Source organism: Lysinibacillus sp. FW12 (genome assembly GCF_050817245.1).
Classification (GTDB): Bacteria; Bacillota; Bacilli; order Bacillales_A; family Planococcaceae; genus Lysinibacillus; species Lysinibacillus irui.
Window position 1 is genome coordinate 1,083,682 of the sequence record NZ_CP139094.1, and the last position, 16,480, is coordinate 1,100,161.

The following is a 16,480-nucleotide window of genomic DNA, read 5'->3' on the forward strand; positions in this document are numbered from 1 at the left end:
GAAATTTTTTTATGCCATATATAAACACCCCGTAGTCGTTAAAAGTTGTTTCTAACGTTTACGGGGCAGTTTATAAAAGGTGTTAGTTCAATAATTCACGTAAATATTCTCGTAATTCGACTGTTTCTTCCTCTGTGCGATTATACACATGTTCTAAATAACCTGGTTCTTCTACATCATCAGGGCCGATAATAGCAAAGCGACCAAATTGGATATCCATGACAAGTACTTTCCCAAAGAAGCGGCCTGATTGTAAAATAGCTAAATCATAACGTAACTTTTTCCCAGCAAAACTAACAAAGCGTGTTTTTGTATCTTCGACATCATCATATAAAAAAAAACGTTCCATCTTTTAATCTCCTTCCAATCCTATAGTTATGGTACTATAGAAGAGAAAAGACTATCAACTTTTAATGATTTGAATGGGGGCTTTCCTTGTGTATTTTGTAGATCGTAATAAAATCACAAAAAATTTACAGTACTTAGATGGGCTATTAGCAATTTTGGAGTCAGAGGATAACTGGCTTCAAAATGATATAAAGAAATTAGCTATCGAGCGAATTGGACACAACATTATGGAGTCAATGATGGATGTAGGAAATTTAATGATTGACGGTTTCATTATGCGCGATCCAGGAAGCTACGAGGATATTATTGATATTTTAGTCGATGAAAAAGTTGTAGCTGCTGAAATGGAAGCACCATATAAAGCCGTTGTGGGCTTGCGTAAAATGCTTGTACGCGAGTTTATAGATGTAGATATCCAAGAGGTTATCAATGTATTAACAGACAATTTATCAGCTCTTAAGCAATTCTCGCCAGCGGTCCATAATTATTTAACAAATGAATTAGGGCCAGTTTCTGCATTTTTGCCAGAGGATCATCAATGAAACAATATAAAGCCTATTGTTTTGATTTAGATGGCACTGTCTACCGTGGGAAGGAAGGAATTCCTTCTGCGGTTGCTTTTATTCATCGTTTACAGCAAGCAGGAATCGAGCCATTCTATGTAACAAATAACTCTTCGAAGACGCGAGAACAACTGCAAGAAGCTTTATTGTCTATTGGTATAAAGGCACCATTAGAGCATATTTATTCAAGTGCATTGGTAACAGCAAAGTATGTGGCACTTAATTTTCCAGGTAAAAAAGTAGCCATGATGGGTACAGATGGTATTCGACAGGCATTACTTAATGAAAATATTGTGCCTGTTGAGGATGAGCCGGATGTATTTGTTATGGGGATTGATCGTACGCTTGATTATATGGCGCTAGCTAGAGCTACGATTTTTGTCCAAAAGGGAGCCGTTTTTGTTGCTACTAATCAAGATATTAAATTCCCAACCGAATATGGTTTCTTACCCGGTAATGGTTCCTTTGCTCGCTTAGTAGGTGAGGTTGCTGATGTTGAACCAATCTACATAGGTAAGCCATCACCAGCCATGCTAGAAATGATCGCTATAGAGCATCGCTTTACTAAAGAAGATATGGTAATGATCGGTGATAATTATGATACGGATATTATGTGTGGCATTAATTTTGGCTGTGACACCATCCACGTAAATACTGGCGTTACGCCTACCAAGGTTGTTCTAGAGAAAGAAAGTCGACCTACATATGTAATGGATGTATTAAAGTAATAAAAGGATGTTTATGCTTTTTTAGCATAACATCCTTTTTATTTGTTCAAATTTATTCATATAGGTATTTAAGAAAAACTACCATAATGGATTTTCTTCAATAAACTGATAAATGGCTTTTGTTAATGCATCGGGAGAATCAGCTTCGACTAATTCACCGTTTACAATGGCATAAAAAGATTCTGAGCACTTTGTACAATAACTGAGGCAGCCATATTCTAAAACGTCGATGTTCGGGTCGCGTTCGAGTACTTCATAAGTTGCTTGAGAGCCATTTGCTAAATTACTAATACAAAATTCAACCATTGGATTCATCCATGTCACCTCACCAAAGTAATGCTACTCGGTTTTACGATTTTCGTCAATTATTTAAGTTTAAGGTAAAGGAACGTTTTTTTATAACAGATAAAGGGAAAATCGTTAGTAATTACGTATAAAAACGTGCGAAATCAACAAGTTCTCGTTTGTTTTGTGAAATCTTTCACAAAATTTCATTCTGATATTGTGAAACTTCTCACAATCAGTTATACTCGTTTGTGGATACTTTGTGAACAATTATTAAAAGAGACATAAAAGGAGACTATTATGGGAAAATTAGTACTTTTAGGTGGCGGCTACGGCAATATGCGTGTCATGCTTCGTCTATTAAATAACCTGCCATTAGACAGAGAGGTAGTTATAGTAGATAGAGCCCCATTCCATAGTTTAAAAACTGAGTTTTATGCATTAGCAGCAGGGACTGCAACAGATAAAGAAATTCGTGTAAGCTTCCCAGAACATGAACGTTTAACAGCTATATATGGTGAAGTCGTTGAAATTAATCGTGCGGAAAAAGTAGTCATTTTAGAAGACGGACAACGTATTGAATATGATGATTTAGTCATTGGTCTAGGTTGTGAAGATAAATATCATGGTGTACCAGGTGCTGCAGAGAACACATACAGCATCCAAACAATGGGACAATCTCGTGCTACATTCCAAGCACTTTGTGGTTTACCGGCTGGATCTACAGTGGGAATTGTAGGGGCAGGCTTAAGTGGAATTGAGCTTGCAAGTGAGCTACGTGAAAGTCGTTCAGATTTAAAAATAAAATTATTTGACCGTGGTCAACGTATTCTAAAGGATTTTCCAGAAAAACTAAGTAAATACGTCAAGGATTGGTTTGTAAAACATAATGTAGATGTCGTTGCCAATTCTAATATTACAAAAGTGGAGGAAGGTAAAATTTTCAATCATGATGATGAAATTTTACTTGATGCTGTCGTATGGACTGCTGGGGTTCAACCTGTCAAAATCGTTCGTGACCTAGATGTTGAGAAGGATAAACATGATCGACCTCTTGTAACGCAATACTTTAATGTACTTGATGATGAGCATGTCTATGTTGTAGGGGATTGTGCTGCATCAGATTTGCCACCAACAGCCCAATTGGCTGAGGAACAAGCGGAGCAAATCGTGAAAGTACTTCGTATGCGTTGGAAAGGTGAGCAATTACCAGAGAAAATGCCGGATATTAAATTAAAAGGCTTTATGGGAGCTCTTGGTAAAAAACAAGGCTTTGTGTATTTAGCTGATACAACAGTAACAGGTCGTATCGCTCGCTTGATGAAATCAGGATTACTATGGTATTACAAACGTCAAAATGATTAATTAGTTGAAAGGGATTGTTTCAAAATCATTTTGAAACAATCCCTTTGCCTTTGCTATACCGTTTCGTCTGGAACAAAGCCTAAGTTTTCAAGTGCTGTAAATACAGGCTTTAACTGGACATAGCCTTCTCCAACAACCTCATTATTAATAAGGACAAGAGGGTAGAAGAACTCATCTTCTTGAATACGTGTCGCATATTCTTGGTCGCGGTCATTCTCAATTGGACCTTCAATATCGATATAGCGAATATCGTATGCTTGATCTGGATATTTGCGATTGATGGCTGCTTGTAGCCACTCATATGTATCCTTTGAAGATGGGGCATTGACACAGCTAGCACAGATGACAGCTGTTCCATAAATTTCAATCATAGGTTTCGTGGGTTGCATAGTATTTACTCTCCTTGTGATTCATTATTGGATTTTTTCTGTTGCTAACATTATAATCATTATAAGGAAAGGAGTCGAGATAAATGGCAGAAGCAACAATTAATGACCAAGTTCAAGAGGTATTAGATAAATTACGTCCCTTCTTACTACGTGACGGTGGAGACTGTGAATTAGTAGATGTAGAGGATGGCGTTGTTAAACTACGTTTATTAGGTGCTTGTGGTAGTTGCCCAAGTTCTACGATTACGCTAAAAGCTGGTATTGAACGTGCTTTATTAGAAGAAGTACCAGGTATTGTGGAAGTAGAGCAAGTATTCTAAGTCATCATAAAAGTTCTAGCTGATCGCCAGCTAGAACTTTTTTAATTATTACACATGACGTGCATGTTCTTTTTCCTTACGTATAATAGCCCATTGTTCTTTCGCCATATCGATAATTTTTGCTTCGCCACCTGAGCTTTGCTTTTCAATAACTCTTGAAAGGAAGCGTGTGGCATTTTCAATATCCCCTATTCGTCTAGATAGTTCAGCAATCATATACATAATACGAACAGCTGACATTTGTGTGGAGCTATAATCTTCAGTTGAGTAAGATTCCATATAATGATCACGTGCTAACTTCATAAAGCGTTCCTCTTGTCCACTATTGTTCAAAGAACGATAAAGCCATGCAAGTCGTAAAGCTAATCCAGCAATTGCTACATTTTTTTCCTTTTTAATTGTGCCACAGAGAAAGGCAAGTTTATAAGCTTGAATCGCCTGAAATACAGTACGTTCACCTTTGAAATCATGGTGCACCCATTTTTCCGTAATTTGTGTGCGTATGACATCCTGGATACCTGGTGCAAAATATTTTGTGAAGTCTTCTGTAAAGGAAAAGCCGCAATGCTCACAAACAAAGACATTGTAATAAAGCGCATTCACATCATCTGAATAAATTGGCTGGAAATCTGTTTCTGTATGATCTACCTTGATAAACTTAGAGCGAACTTTTAACGTTGGAAATTCTTTCTTACAATTCAAACACTGAATTTGTTTTTCATAATATGGTGAAATCTCCATATATATTACCCCCTGCATAGAAGTCATTGTAACTATTATACCAATGGTGTTTTTATAAACATGAATAAAATGAACTAATAAAGTGAAGAATATTAGAATTATGACTAAAAATCGACTTGAAGCTGAATGTTTGTCATACAATGGTCAAAATTGATATGATAATACGTAAGAAGGAAGGTGATTGGGATGACAAGTACAAAGCAAGTTATTGAAATTACACAAGCTGCTGGCTTTCATATTAATGAAATGATGGAGCATAATGAAGAGCAAGGTTCTTTTTTACGCGTAGTAGTAAATGGTGGTGGCTGTAGCGGGCTATCCTATGGCATGCATTTTGATCAAGAGAAAAAAGAAGATGATTTTGAAGATGTACAGCATGGTTTAACAATTCTTGTTTCCCGTGAAGATGCGCCGATTTTGATGGGAACAAAAATTGACTATAAACAATCGCTAATGGGCGGTGGCTTCACAATCGATAATCCAAATGCCATTGCATCATGTGGCTGTGGTACGTCTTTCAGAACAGCAAAGCGTGAAGGTACACCTGAGGTTTGTGAGTAATTCATTGAACAGACAATAGGATGTCATGCTTACGTAACGATACCAACGAGTTGATCGTTGGTTTAACGAATATTTGAATATGAATGCTAACCTGCGCTTTCTTCCGTATTGAAATAACGGAGGGGAGCGTTTTTTACTATGAACTGCCCCTCCTTGTTTAGTTAAACACAAGTCCTTTTGTTCAAAACAACAATATATCTAAAATTTATAATACCAAAAAATTGCTAGTTCATTGGCTGATGGAAAGTTTGAATAAAGCATTGTATCAACGGCACCAATAACAAAATTATTTTTAGCATAAAAATAACAAGCGGATACATTAATATCTTGTGTTTCAAGCATCAGTCCACATAAATTGTTTTCCTTAGCCCATTTCATTGCTTGATTGATTAATGCCGTTCCAACACCATTTTTTCTATAAGCACTCTTAACAGCAATATCTTCAATAAGTCCATACCCATTCCAGTTCGAACAGAGCTTTATTTGTCCAACACAGTTGTTGTCCACGTAATAAAAAAATACAGCTTTCATATCATCTTCAATATAACTGATGTCTATTTCATCATCTTCGTACTTCTTAACGTATGGTTGAGTAAATATTTCTTCTGTATAGCTCCAAACATTATTCTCTAAGGTCGGTATAATTCTACCAGAGACCATGAAACCCTCGTTGGATTTATTAAAGTCTTTCATATTTAGATGATTCATTTTAATGATCATTATAATCTCCTTCCTATAGCAAGTAAAAATACCTATTGTGAATTGTAACAAGGTATCATATATAATGGTAGGAATATGGTAATTTATTATAGAGGGAATGTTTTTGCTAAATAATAGAGGAGATGAGAATCATACAACTGTTTAAAATTACTTCAGGTGCAGTAGTAGTAGATCATCAGAATAAAATCCTTTTAAAGAAAGATCCGATTAGGGGGTGGGAGTTACCGGGTGGTTGTGTAGAAAAGAATGAAACGTTTAAAGAAGCGGTTATTAGAGAAGTAAAAGAGGAAACGGGAATAGATATTGAAATTATAAAATTTTGCGGCGTTTCACAGGAAGTAAAGAGTAATGTCTGTAATATGTGGTGGATCGGAATGCCGATTAGTGGTACATGTCAAACAAGTAATGAAAGTTTAGAGGTTGGTTTTTTCGATTTGGAGACAGCATTCATACTTATTGAAAATGAAAATTTCAAAAGAGAACTCATAACTTGTTTAAATAATAATAGAGACCCAATTTACTTTGAATAAGGAGGTTAGGCATGAAGCGGCTTTTTGCGGGATTGTTGTTCACTGTTCTATTAATGGGATGCTCTGATGATGAGCGTATGACTGTCAGTCCAACTTTTAAACTACCTGTGACTTTTGACGATGGGACTGAAGGTGAATATGTGTTAATTGGAAAAGAAGGAAGGCTTGGTTTTTTAATTGGTTCAGGAAAGAAAGGAGAGTCTGAGGTTCAACCGATTGTACATGGAAAAGCTAATAAGTATATGTGGCACTTTTGGGGAAAGAAGGAAGAACTAGAGGGCCCATTAAAGATTATAGGGATTGATGAAGAGGGAAAAGAACATAAAATATTAAAAGATTCTAATGGGAAGGTTTGGGCTTATTCTAATCAAATTGGGTTAAGTCCGAACAATGGTGCTGATACACATTTTCCTACTTTAATGGATTTCCCGTCAGCTGGGGTATGGGAGTTACATGTTTACATCGGCGAGTCTCTCTTTGATGAAATAGCAGTCGATGTACAATAAAAAAGCTTCTTTCATTGATGTTCAATGGAAGAGGCCTTTTTAATGTGGATTAGCCGTAAAATTCAGAATAAATGCTTCATTCCATTGAAAGCAAGCAGGTATAATAGGGAGATAGAGGTGAAGGTTATGAGAAAAGATCGAGGGAAAATATGGTTAGGTGTATCCGGTGTTACAGTTAACGAGCATGGGCAATGGTTAGTTGTTAAAAAGGCGTATAGTGGACTGAAGGGGCGTTGGTCCTTGCCAGCGGGATTTGTGAATGCGGGTGAAACAGTAGATGAGGCGGTCATTCGTGAAATCAAAGAAGAAACTGGAATCGATTGTAAAGTATCGGGCTTAATTGGATTTAGAACAGGTGTTATCCGTGATGATATTAGTGATAATATGGCCATATTCTATTGTCATATGCTAGATGCGCGACAGCAGGTTACCATTCAGGAAAAAGAAATATTAGAAGCGAAATGGTTGTATCCACAGGAACTAGCACAAGATGAAACGACCTCTGTGATGTTAAAGGAAATGGCATCCAATCAATTTGAAAAACATCAATTAGAAGCGATCGAGGGAATTAATCCTGGGGATATTTTTGGTTATACTTCCTATCGATTGTTCTTTAAAAAATGATAGGGCTTCAGGAGGGAACCTATGATGGAGCTATTTTTATTTATGTTAGAGCGAGTCGGGCTGATCATTGTGTTTGCCTTTTTAATGTCAAGGTGGCGACTGTTTCGAGAGAAGTTGTTTCAGGAGCAAGGAACGAAGGAAAAAATATGGCTTATTATCATCTTTAGTAGCCTATGTATTATCAGTAGTTATACAGGGATTAAAATTGAAAGTGGTACCATCCATCCTTTAAATCAGATGATACATAGTACGATCAATGCAGAGGAGGCCATTGCCAATACGAGATTAATCGGTGTCGCCATTGCGGGTATTTTTGGTGGACCTCTTGTTGGTGTTTGTGTAGGTATTATTGCAGGTATTCATCGTATTACACTAGGGGGCTTTACAGCAATAGCATGTGGTGTTTCGACGATTCTAGCTGGTTTTATTACAGGTGGTTTAAGTAAACGTTTCAAAATACGGCAAACTTTCTCCTATAAGAAAGCTGTCATCATTGGAATCTGCGCGGAAACGATACAGATGATGGTGATTTTAGTAGTCGCGAAGCCATTTGAACAGGCCTTGCAGTTAGTATCATTAATTGCGATGCCTATGATTTTAATGAATGCCTTTGGGATATTTTTGTTTTTTATGATTATTAAAACGTTTATTGATGAAGAGGAGCGGACGAAGGCATTACAAACACATCAGGCTTTTTCTATTGCCCAACAAACCATTGAGCATTTTCGAAAAGGCTTAAATGAAGAATCGTGCCAAACGGTTGCTGAAATTATTAAAAGAGAAATAAAAGTAGATGCGGTCGCTATTACTGACAAAAATGGCGTGTTAGCACATGTTGGAGTTGGTGAGGATCATCATTTAATACATCGTGAAATAATGACGGCTTTGACGAAACGGGTATTAGAGGAAGGCAAAATTTTAATGGCTACATCTGAACAGGAAATTCAATGTCCACATGAAGGGTGTCCATTAAGAGCTGCCATTGTCCTACCATTGAAGGTGCAGCATCGAACAGTAGGAAGCTTGAAGCTTTATTTCACTAAAGCAGATTCTTTGACAGGGGTAAAGAAGGAATTGGCGGAGGGTTTAAGTAGACTATTCTCCTCACAGCTTGAATATGCTGAAAGTGAACAACAACGGAAATTATTAAAGGATGCTGAAATTAAAGCGTTACAAGCACAAGTCCATCCCCATTTCTTCTTTAATAGCCTTAATACTATATCAAGCTTAATTCGAACAGATGCGGATGAGGCGCGAGCTTTATTAATCAAGCTTAGTACATTTTTTAGAAGCAATCTGCAGGGCGCACGACAAATGCTCATTCCATTGAAGAATGAAATTGATCATGTTGAAGCTTATTTATCCATTGAGCAAACAAGGTTTCCAAATCGCTATGAAGTTGAATTTATAATGGATGAAACACTCTTTGATGTACAAATCCCTCCATTTACCTTACAGCCACTCGTCGAAAATGCTATTTACCATGCCTTTAAAAATCGTAAGGAAGGCAAAATTTATGTCAAAGTACAACGCGTGAACGACAAACTATTGCTATTGACCGAGGATAATGGCTGTGGCATGAGGAAGGAACAGGTGAAACAACTGGGCAAACGTATTATGGAATCGGAACATGGGACAGGCACGGCGTTATGGAATATTTATCAGCGAATACATGAAATTTACGGTTCTGAGGCTGATTTTCATATAACAAGTACGTTAGATGTAGGAACAAAAATTATGATTCAACTGCCGTTAAAGGCGACTAGATGGGAGTAGACGAAATTGAATGTATATATTGTTGATGATGAACCATTAGCAAGGGCTGAGCTACGTTATTTGTTAGAGCAAACAGCTTTAGTCAATGTTTGTGGTGAATCTGAAAATCTAGAGGAATTTTACAAAGAATCACAGCTTGAAGAGGTAGATTGTGTATTTTTAGATATTGAATTAGGGATGAATAATGGTCTTGATTTAGCCAGACAGCTTTTGCTAAATGAACAGAGACCTGAAATTATTTTTGCTACGGCCTATGATGACTATGCATTACAGGCATTTGAAGTGAATGCATTTGATTATATTTTGAAACCCTTTGAGGCACAGCGGGTACAAATAGCTGTAGAAAAGTTAATAGCTAAAAAACGAGCTGCTCAGGTAAAAACATTGGAAGAAATAAAGGGGTCACAGTTGGATAAGCTTGATAAATTAACAGTTTTTATCAATGATCGAATTTTATTAATAAAAGTACAGGATATTTTATATTGTACATCTGAAGATAGTAAAACAGTTGTGGTGACAGAACAAGGAAGATTTTTTGCTTCCGAGTCATTAGCAGCCTTAGAAAAGAGGCTATCGTTAAAAGGCTTTGTGCGTGTCCACCGTGCGTTTATAGTCAATTTAGAGCATATTGTGGAACTGGAGCCTTGGAGCAATTCTAAATATAATTTAATCTTGCATAACAGACATTCAATTCCTGTAAGTAGGCTGTATATGAAGGATGTTCGAAAAATTTTCGACCTCTCAAAATAGTTGCATTTCAACAATAGAATACTACCTTTCAACATTGATTTCTGACATTTCAATTAATTTTGTGAATAATGTGGACATTCCTTTGCTATGATGTGAAAAAAAGTAAAAGGGGTGTTGAGATGAATGCGATTACAATTGTGATAGGCTCGATTTGTATTTTAATGATCAGCTATCGTTTGTATGGCATTTTCTTTACAAAGAAGGTGCTCAAAATAAAAGATGATACGCCCACACCCGCCCACGCTTTGGAAGATGGTAAGGACTATGTTCCGACGAATAAATGGGTAACATTTGGGCATCATTTTGCAGCAATTGCCGCAGCAGGACCTTTAGTTGGACCAATCTTGGCTGCACAGTTCGGATATTTACCTGGACTACTCTGGTTATTAATAGGAGCGGTAATTGGTGGGGCTGTCCATGATGCAGTTGTGCTATTTGCTTCCATGCGTCATGGTGGTAAATCATTATCGGAAGTAATGAAGGAGGAGCTTGGTCCTATTGCGGGCTTCTGTACAGGCCTTGCGATGCTATTTATTATTACGATTACAATGGCTGGCCTATCGATGGTAGTGCTAGGTGCATTAGAACGCAACCCATGGGGAACATTTGCAGTAGGGATTACTATTCCTATCGCCATGCTCGTGGGGATTGCCTATCGTAAAACAGGTAATTTAATTGTTACGTCAACTATTGGCTTTATTTTATTAATGATTGGTGTATTTGTAGGACCGCTTATTCAAGGTACAGCTTTTGGTGAATTTTTAACATTTGATCGTGATACATTAGCGATTATTCTACCAATCTATGCATTTTTCGCTGCAGCTTTACCTGTGTGGCTATTATTAGCTCCACGTGATTATTTAAGTAGTTTCATGAAAATTGGGGTATTCATTGCGTTAATTATTGGTGTCTTCTTCGTTAACCCTGCTATTCAATTCCCACCATTTACGGAGTTTATTCATGGTGGTGGTCCAGTAATTGCAGGTCCTGTCTGGCCGTTTGTATCCATCACAATTGCTTGTGGTGCCATTTCTGGTTTCCATGCTTTTGTAGGATCAGGTACAACGCCTAAAATGATTGACCGTTGGGAAGATATACGTATTGTAGGCTTTGGCGCTATGTTAGTAGAATCTTTAGTAGGTGTAATGGCATTAATTGCTGCAACGGCACTTCATCCAGCAGATTATTTTGCGATTAATTCAGCACCAGCTGTGTTTGCTACATTAGGAATGGAGCCTGTTCATTTACAAGCCTTATCACAAAGTATTGGCATGGACTTAGAAGGGCGCACAGGCGGAGCTGTAACACTTGCTGTCGGGATGACGGATATCTTTACAGGGATTCCATGGTTTGCGAACTTATCTTCTTATTTCTATCAATTTGTCATCATGTTTGAGGCTGTTTTCATTCTAACGGCAATCGATGCAGGAACGAGGGTAGCTCGTTACTTAATACAAGACTTTGGTGGAAATGTCTATAAACCATTAAAGCGTACTAATTGGGTACCAGGAACAATTTTTGCTAGTGCACTTGCTTGCTTTATGTGGGGGTATTTATTGTATTCAGGCGATATTAGCTCCATCTGGGTATTGTTCGGAGTATCCAATCAGTTAATGGCAGCCATTGGTTTAGTATGTGGGGTGACGATGGTATTAAAGGTTGCTGATAAGCGAATCTATGCATTGACATGCTTTATTCCATTGGCTTATTTATACGTCACTGTTAATGTTGCCGGCTACTGGATGATTAAAAATGTATATTGGAATCCAGCAGCTGCAGGCTTCAATATGTTAAACGGTATTTTATCGGTTATTATGCTAATGCTCGGTCTATTAATTGTCATCACAGCCATTAAAAAGTGGGCCCAGCTTTGGAAATCACCTAAGTTTTTGTTAACCCAATCAACTTCATAAAGTAATAGTAGAACTATTGAAGATAAGTATTTGTCTTCAATAGTTTTTTTAGTTAAAAAGGAAAGGAGTGAACACCCGCGGAAGAGAAGTGAACACCCGCGGAAGAGAAGTGAATACCCGCGGAAGAGAAGTGAACACCCGCGGAAGAGAACCGAACACCCGCGGAAGAGAAGTGAATACCCGCGGAAGAGAAGTGAATACCCGCGGAAGAGAAGCGAACGCCCGCGGAAGAGAAGTGAATACCCGCGGAAGAGAAGTGAATCCGCGGAAGAGAAGTAATACCCGCGAACGTTAATCGTAGTTAACAGACGATGATAAATCAGTGATTTTCCTAAATATGTCGAACAAGCGAAATCAAGGATATGTTCATTGAAAGCGTTGTCGTAATCATGTAAACTAATGAGAGGAAAACGGAGGTTATACATATATGGATGGTCCAGTTTCATTAGTACAGTTAATCATTTCTATTTTGTTATTTTTCGTCATGTTCTTTGGTATCGGATTCTTATTAAATATGCTGTTACGTATGACGTGGTTAATGGCGATTGTGTATCCAATTGTTGTCATCTTTATCGTTGATGAAGTCAGCTTCTTAGATTATATATTTAAGCCAGGCTCTGCATTTCCAGCGTTAATCGATAAATTACAAGCTCTTCAGTTTGTAGATATTGCTATTTTATCAGGTGGTTTTGCAGGTTCGATTGTGGCGGGCATTGTGATGATTTTTTTACGAAAAAGTGGATACCGAATGTTCTAATGTGGTTAGTATTCTTCTTTCAATCGAGGGAGGAATACTTTTTTTATAGAAAAAAACACAGCTCCTTTTTAAAGGCTGTGTCAGAGTGTTTACAATATGAAAAACTCGTAGGTTATGATGGCGATAAAAATTCCTGTGAGAGCCCCAAAAAATACCTCACTTCGTTTATGACCTAATAGTGTTTTCAATTCCTCCATTTTCTCCTGTCCATCCATCTGTGGCCATTTTTTTAAATCATGTAGTAATGTTTGGAAATCCTTGCGTAGCTGATTGAGGATAGCTGCATGTTGCCCTGCCTGGTATCGAACACCACTTGCGTCGTACATAACGATAATTGAAAACATGGCAGCTACCGCAAAAATGGGGGAATCCAAGCCTGTCTCATAAGCTATAGAGGTTGCCAGTCCAGTGACAGAAGCGGAGTGAGAGCTTGGCATACCACCTGTCGAAGTAAAGAGACTCCATTTTACTTGTCGAGTCATTAAAAAATGGATGGGGATTTTGACAAACTGTGCAAAGAGTACTGCAAAGAGGGCAATTAGTAATGGGGTATTTTGAAGTAAACTCAAATTCATCACAACCTTCACAAATAATTGCTTTTATTATAACATTCATTATTTTCTAAAAGAAGATATAGGCAAATATTACGCGCTTTTCAGAAACTTCGTTATAATAGTAATGGAATGGAGGAATTTACATGCATATTGTAAAAGAAGCAAAAACATTTGAAACGATTTCTACTGAACTATTAGTGGTGGGAGTCACAAAACATCGTGAACAAATGCAGGACTGGACAAGCTTTTCATCATTTTATGGTGAAGCACTTGATGCGTGGATTAGTGCAGGAGATGTGTCAACTGAATTAAAGAAACTAACAAAGTTACCATTTGTGAAGGAACATGCCAACCTTAAGCGTATTTTATTTGTAGGACTGGATGAGCGTAAAAACCTAACAGAAGGGGATGTTCGAGCTGCATTTGGCTTAGTTGGAAAAGAATTAAAAGCTTTAAAAGTAAAAGAATATTCCATTTGGCTTGAATCGTTTACAACAGATTCAATTACTGCAGCAGATGTAGCATTTTTAGCGGGTGAAGGAATTGGCCTTGGCTATTATTCGATTCCGCATTACAAAACAACATCAAATGAAGTAGATAAACGAATCGATGCTGTTCATCTAGTAACAAACTCAGAGGATTTAGATGAGGTAGTAGCCAGCTTTGAAGTAGGTGTCATTTATGCAGATGCTGTCAATGAAGCTCGTAGCTTAATTAATTTACCGCCAAACTTACTAACAGCAACGGATTTAGCTAATTATGCAGAATCTCTTGCAGTTAAATACAACTTTGAAGTAGAGATTTTAGGTAAAGCCCAACTAGAGGAACTAGGCATGGGTGGTATTTTGAGTGTTAACCAAGGCTCTTATGAGGAACCTCGATTAATTACCTTAAAATATAAAGCGACTGAAGATTTTGAAGATCCGATTGGCCTTGTTGGTAAGGGTGTAACATATGATACTGGTGGTTATTCTTTAAAACCAAAAGACTCGATGGTTGGTATGAAGGGTGATATGGGCGGTGCCGCTGCTGTACTTGGTGCCATGAACATTATCGGTGAACTGCGCCCAAATAAAAACGTCGTAGCTGTTATCGGTTCTACAGACAACATGGTTTCTGATACAGCATTTAAACCAGATGATGTCATTACAACGTATAGTGGAAAAACAGTTGAGGTGTTAAATACGGATGCAGAAGGACGTTTAGTTCTGGCAGATGCGACTACATATGCTAAACAGCAAGGGGCTACATCACTTATCGATGTTGCTACTTTAACAGGCGGCGTCATTACTGCATTAGGTATGGATAAAACAGGTGCTCTTGCGAATGATGATGCATTCTTTGAAGCATTTATGGAAGCCGCAAAAGAGACTGATGAATTTGTTTGGCGCATGCCTTTAACAGAGAACGATAAAAAACGAATTCGTAAGTCAGATGTAGCTGATTTAAATAACTCTCCTGGCCGTGATGGTCATATGATTTTCGGTGGGGGCTTTGTAGGAGAATTCGTTGGTGATACACCATGGATTCACTTAGATATTGCTGGCACATCTGATGCGGTAGCTGTTCATGATTTAGGACCAAAAGGCGGTACAGGTGTTATGGTTCGTACGCTTGCGAATTTTGTTCAACGTCTAGGCGAAGAAAAATAATAGACCATATCAATTAGCGGGAGTTTTCCCGCTGATTTTTTATGATTACAGGTACTAATCCCGATAGATTAGGCATTATACATATGATAGATGTGTCTTCCTTCATACGATAGAGTAAAAAGGGGAGGTAGCATATGCGCAATTTCGGAGGTTACCCAGGAGGAGGATTTGGTGGTCTTATTTGGCCATTTGGCGCACCGTTTTTTGGTGGGTTTTTAGGAAGTTTCCTTGGCTCTCAATTTAATCAATATCCTTACAATCCATATTATCCAAACTATCGACCATATCCGCCAGGTCCATATTTTCGACCAGGTCCGAGATATCGTAGACCATGGTAAGCACATAAAAGATCAACCAGTTGTCGGTTACAAAATCGGCGACTGGTTTTTTATATTGATTGAACATGGAGCAAATTTGGTGTTGACAGAATATACTAAATTATTTATTATTCTTATTATATTACTAAGAATTAAATACGAGGCTGACTAGCAAACTAGAGGCTATTATTGTTCATAGACATTTTTGTGTCTAAGGAATAATATTGGCCTTTTTTCTTTATCTTGATTCAGTAATTGTTTTTTTCGAAAGCAATGTGTCTTGTACAGAAGAGGAGTGAAATAAATGGGGAAAGTTTATATCGTAGGTGCAGGTCCTGGGGATGTTGACCTCATTACGGTCAAAGGATTACGTTGTATTGAATGTGCAGACATCATTTTATATGACAGACTCATAAATAAAGAGCTATTAGCCTACGCAAAGAAAGATGCTAGATTAATTTTTTGCGGTAAATTACCACAACAGCATGCCATGATTCAAGAGCATATCAATCAAACACTTGTCAGTTACGCACAGCAAGGCTATGTCGTAACACGATTAAAAGGAGGAGACCCATTTGTCTTTGGCAGAGGAGCTGAGGAGGCTGAGGTACTAGCTAAGCATGATATACCATTTGAAATTGTTCCTGGTATTACGTCGGGTATAGCAGCACCAGCTTATGCAGGGATTCCTGTGACACATCGAGATTTAGGTTCAAGTTTTGCCATGGTTACGGGGCATATGCAAGATGGTAAGGAAGACGCTATACGTTGGGAAAGTCTTGCAAAAGGGATCGATACGATTGCCATTTATATGGGGGTTGGTAATCTGCCATACATCCGTCAACAGCTACTCAAATATGGACGTGATGAAGAAACACCTGTAGCCGTTATTCATTGGGGCACTTTTTCATCTAAGCAAAAAACGGTTACGGGTACTTTAGCCACAATTGAAGAAAATGTCCGTTTAGAAAATATTCAAAACCCTAGCATCATTTTAGTGGGGAAGGTTGTGACACTAAGAGAAACCATTCAATGGTTTGAGAGTAACCATCCACAGCCAGTCCAAATTACTGGGTAAGGA

The 16,480-nt window shown here is 37.8% G+C and carries 21 protein-coding genes; 15 read left to right on the plus strand and 6 right to left on the minus strand.

Translation table 11 applies throughout. The features are described from left to right. Positions 1–82: 82 nt before the first annotated feature. Positions 83–349: a DUF3055 domain-containing protein gene (locus SJW71_RS05495; protein WP_274794256.1), complete on the minus strand. Its 267-nt coding sequence runs from the start codon at positions 347–349 to the stop codon at positions 83–85. An 88-nt stretch (positions 350–437) separates the two neighbouring features. On the opposite strand from SJW71_RS05495, the gene SJW71_RS05500 reads away from it, so the two are divergent. Beyond that, positions 438–890, plus strand: a complete 453-nt coding sequence (locus SJW71_RS05500) for a DUF86 domain-containing protein (RefSeq protein WP_312505856.1) — start codon at positions 438–440, stop codon at positions 888–890. Then, positions 887–1,639 (plus strand): TIGR01457 family HAD-type hydrolase, encoded by a 753-nt coding sequence (locus tag SJW71_RS05505; protein WP_274794254.1) that lies wholly within the window; start codon positions 887–889, stop codon positions 1,637–1,639. Before SJW71_RS05500 ends, SJW71_RS05505 begins: the two co-directional genes overlap by 4 nt. A 78-nt stretch (positions 1,640–1,717) precedes the next feature. Here SJW71_RS05505 and SJW71_RS05510 read toward each other — a convergent pair whose 3' ends face one another. Next, a complete protein-coding gene (locus SJW71_RS05510) occupies positions 1,718–1,954 on the minus strand; it encodes a YuzB family protein (protein WP_036119739.1) in 237 nt (78 codons plus the stop codon). A gap of 270 nt (positions 1,955–2,224) precedes the next feature. Between SJW71_RS05510 and SJW71_RS05515 the strand changes: the two genes are divergently transcribed. Then, positions 2,225–3,289, plus strand: coding sequence for an NAD(P)/FAD-dependent oxidoreductase (locus SJW71_RS05515; RefSeq protein ID WP_322611040.1), 1,065 nt, complete (start codon positions 2,225–2,227; stop codon positions 3,287–3,289). Positions 3,290–3,342: 53 nt separating this feature from the next. On the opposite strand, the gene SJW71_RS05520 is transcribed toward SJW71_RS05515, so the two are convergent. Further along, complete coding sequence (locus SJW71_RS05520) at positions 3,343–3,678, minus strand: YuzD family protein (protein WP_274794252.1); 336 nt, start codon at positions 3,676–3,678, stop codon at positions 3,343–3,345. A gap of 83 nt (positions 3,679–3,761) precedes the next feature. Here SJW71_RS05520 and SJW71_RS05525 point away from each other — a divergent pair, with 83 nt between their 5' ends. Continuing rightward, positions 3,762–3,998: a NifU family protein gene (locus tag SJW71_RS05525; protein WP_004228295.1), complete on the plus strand. Its 237-nt coding sequence runs from the start codon at positions 3,762–3,764 to the stop codon at positions 3,996–3,998. Positions 3,999–4,046: 48 nt separating this feature from the next. Here SJW71_RS05525 and SJW71_RS05530 read toward each other — a convergent pair whose 3' ends face one another. Then, positions 4,047–4,739, minus strand: coding sequence for a DUF2225 domain-containing protein (locus tag SJW71_RS05530; RefSeq protein ID WP_312505852.1), 693 nt, complete (start codon positions 4,737–4,739; stop codon positions 4,047–4,049). 186 nt (positions 4,740–4,925) lie between these two features. Here SJW71_RS05530 and SJW71_RS05535 point away from each other — a divergent pair, with 186 nt between their 5' ends. Further along, entirely contained in the window at positions 4,926–5,300 is a 375-nt protein-coding gene (locus SJW71_RS05535; protein ID WP_322611039.1) for a HesB/IscA family protein, read from the plus strand. 198 nt (positions 5,301–5,498) lie between these two features. Here SJW71_RS05535 and SJW71_RS05540 read toward each other — a convergent pair whose 3' ends face one another. Then, positions 5,499–6,020, minus strand: coding sequence for a GNAT family N-acetyltransferase (locus SJW71_RS05540; RefSeq protein WP_312505848.1), 522 nt, complete (start codon positions 6,018–6,020; stop codon positions 5,499–5,501). Positions 6,021–6,142: 122 nt separating this feature from the next. On the opposite strand from SJW71_RS05540, the gene SJW71_RS05545 reads away from it, so the two are divergent. From SJW71_RS05545 to SJW71_RS05575, 7 genes are all read left to right on the plus strand, one after another. Further along, entirely contained in the window at positions 6,143–6,550 is a 408-nt protein-coding gene (locus SJW71_RS05545) for an NUDIX hydrolase (protein ID WP_322611037.1), read from the plus strand. A gap of 11 nt (positions 6,551–6,561) precedes the next feature. Then, positions 6,562–7,056 (plus strand): DUF4871 domain-containing protein, encoded by a 495-nt coding sequence (locus SJW71_RS05550; protein ID WP_274794247.1) that lies wholly within the window; start codon positions 6,562–6,564, stop codon positions 7,054–7,056. A 126-nt stretch (positions 7,057–7,182) separates the two neighbouring features. Beyond that, positions 7,183–7,680, plus strand: a complete 498-nt coding sequence (locus SJW71_RS05555) for an NUDIX hydrolase (RefSeq protein WP_274794246.1) — start codon at positions 7,183–7,185, stop codon at positions 7,678–7,680. A 24-nt stretch (positions 7,681–7,704) separates the two neighbouring features. Further along, on the plus strand, positions 7,705–9,456 hold the full coding sequence (locus SJW71_RS05560; RefSeq protein WP_431812192.1) for a LytS/YhcK type 5TM receptor domain-containing protein: 1,752 nt from the start codon (positions 7,705–7,707) through the stop codon (positions 9,454–9,456). Between the two features lie 6 nt (positions 9,457–9,462). After that, positions 9,463–10,206 carry a LytR/AlgR family response regulator transcription factor gene (locus SJW71_RS05565; RefSeq protein WP_322605518.1) on the plus strand — a complete coding sequence of 248 codons (744 nt, stop codon included), beginning with the start codon at positions 9,463–9,465 and terminating at the stop codon, positions 10,204–10,206. Positions 10,207–10,325: 119 nt separating this feature from the next. Next, positions 10,326–12,119: a carbon starvation CstA family protein gene (locus SJW71_RS05570; protein ID WP_274794243.1), complete on the plus strand. Its 1,794-nt coding sequence runs from the start codon at positions 10,326–10,328 to the stop codon at positions 12,117–12,119. Positions 12,120–12,546: 427 nt separating this feature from the next. Further along, positions 12,547–12,876 carry a YuiB family protein gene (locus tag SJW71_RS05575; RefSeq protein WP_025116669.1) on the plus strand — a complete coding sequence of 110 codons (330 nt, stop codon included), beginning with the start codon at positions 12,547–12,549 and terminating at the stop codon, positions 12,874–12,876. Positions 12,877–12,965: 89 nt separating this feature from the next. Here SJW71_RS05575 and SJW71_RS05580 read toward each other — a convergent pair whose 3' ends face one another. Beyond that, positions 12,966–13,451: a divergent PAP2 family protein gene (locus tag SJW71_RS05580; RefSeq protein ID WP_274794242.1), complete on the minus strand. Its 486-nt coding sequence runs from the start codon at positions 13,449–13,451 to the stop codon at positions 12,966–12,968. Positions 13,452–13,573: 122 nt separating this feature from the next. Here SJW71_RS05580 and SJW71_RS05585 point away from each other — a divergent pair, with 122 nt between their 5' ends. The 3 genes from SJW71_RS05585 to cobA all read left to right on the plus strand — a co-directional run bounded on the left by SJW71_RS05585 (position 13,574) and on the right by cobA (position 16,477). Beyond that, positions 13,574–15,082, plus strand: a complete 1,509-nt coding sequence (locus SJW71_RS05585) for a leucyl aminopeptidase (protein ID WP_322612065.1) — start codon at positions 13,574–13,576, stop codon at positions 15,080–15,082. 134 nt (positions 15,083–15,216) lie between these two features. Continuing rightward, positions 15,217–15,420: a uroporphyrin-III methyltransferase gene (locus SJW71_RS05590; RefSeq protein ID WP_274794240.1), complete on the plus strand. Its 204-nt coding sequence runs from the start codon at positions 15,217–15,219 to the stop codon at positions 15,418–15,420. A gap of 283 nt (positions 15,421–15,703) precedes the next feature. Beyond that, the gene (gene cobA / locus SJW71_RS05595; RefSeq protein ID WP_274794239.1) at positions 15,704–16,477 is read left to right on the plus strand and encodes a uroporphyrinogen-III C-methyltransferase; all 774 of its coding nucleotides are present in this window, start codon (positions 15,704–15,706) and stop codon (positions 16,475–16,477) included. Positions 16,478–16,480: the final 3 nt, after the last annotated feature.

Bases quoted from the DNA above. Each gene is read 5' to 3' on its own strand.
- SJW71_RS05495 (WP_274794256.1), bottom strand. From the start codon at position 349: ATGGAACGTTTTTTTTTATATGATGATGTCGAAGATACAAAAACACGC.
- SJW71_RS05505 (WP_274794254.1), top strand. From the start codon at position 887: ATGAAACAATATAAAGCCTATTGTTTTGATTTAGATGGCACTGTCTAC.
- SJW71_RS05510 (WP_036119739.1), bottom strand. From the start codon at position 1,954: ATGAATCCAATGGTTGAATTTTGTATTAGTAATTTAGCAAATGGCTCT.
- SJW71_RS05515 (WP_322611040.1), top strand. From the start codon at position 2,225: ATGGGAAAATTAGTACTTTTAGGTGGCGGCTACGGCAATATGCGTGTC.
- SJW71_RS05520 (WP_274794252.1), bottom strand. From the start codon at position 3,678: ATGCAACCCACGAAACCTATGATTGAAATTTATGGAACAGCTGTCATC.
- SJW71_RS05525 (WP_004228295.1), top strand. From the start codon at position 3,762: ATGGCAGAAGCAACAATTAATGACCAAGTTCAAGAGGTATTAGATAAA.
- SJW71_RS05530 (WP_312505852.1), bottom strand. From the start codon at position 4,739: ATGGAGATTTCACCATATTATGAAAAACAAATTCAGTGTTTGAATTGT.
- SJW71_RS05535 (WP_322611039.1), top strand. From the start codon at position 4,926: ATGACAAGTACAAAGCAAGTTATTGAAATTACACAAGCTGCTGGCTTT.
- SJW71_RS05540 (WP_312505848.1), bottom strand. From the start codon at position 6,020: ATGATCATTAAAATGAATCATCTAAATATGAAAGACTTTAATAAATCC.
- SJW71_RS05545 (WP_322611037.1), top strand. From the start codon at position 6,143: ATGAGAATCATACAACTGTTTAAAATTACTTCAGGTGCAGTAGTAGTA.
- SJW71_RS05550 (WP_274794247.1), top strand. From the start codon at position 6,562: ATGAAGCGGCTTTTTGCGGGATTGTTGTTCACTGTTCTATTAATGGGA.
- SJW71_RS05555 (WP_274794246.1), top strand. From the start codon at position 7,183: ATGAGAAAAGATCGAGGGAAAATATGGTTAGGTGTATCCGGTGTTACA.
- SJW71_RS05560 (WP_431812192.1), top strand. From the start codon at position 7,705: ATGGAGCTATTTTTATTTATGTTAGAGCGAGTCGGGCTGATCATTGTG.
- SJW71_RS05570 (WP_274794243.1), top strand. From the start codon at position 10,326: ATGAATGCGATTACAATTGTGATAGGCTCGATTTGTATTTTAATGATC.
- SJW71_RS05575 (WP_025116669.1), top strand. From the start codon at position 12,547: ATGGATGGTCCAGTTTCATTAGTACAGTTAATCATTTCTATTTTGTTA.
- SJW71_RS05580 (WP_274794242.1), bottom strand. From the start codon at position 13,451: ATGAATTTGAGTTTACTTCAAAATACCCCATTACTAATTGCCCTCTTT.
- SJW71_RS05585 (WP_322612065.1), top strand. From the start codon at position 13,574: ATGCATATTGTAAAAGAAGCAAAAACATTTGAAACGATTTCTACTGAA.
- SJW71_RS05590 (WP_274794240.1), top strand. From the start codon at position 15,217: ATGCGCAATTTCGGAGGTTACCCAGGAGGAGGATTTGGTGGTCTTATT.
- cobA (WP_274794239.1), top strand. From the start codon at position 15,704: ATGGGGAAAGTTTATATCGTAGGTGCAGGTCCTGGGGATGTTGACCTC.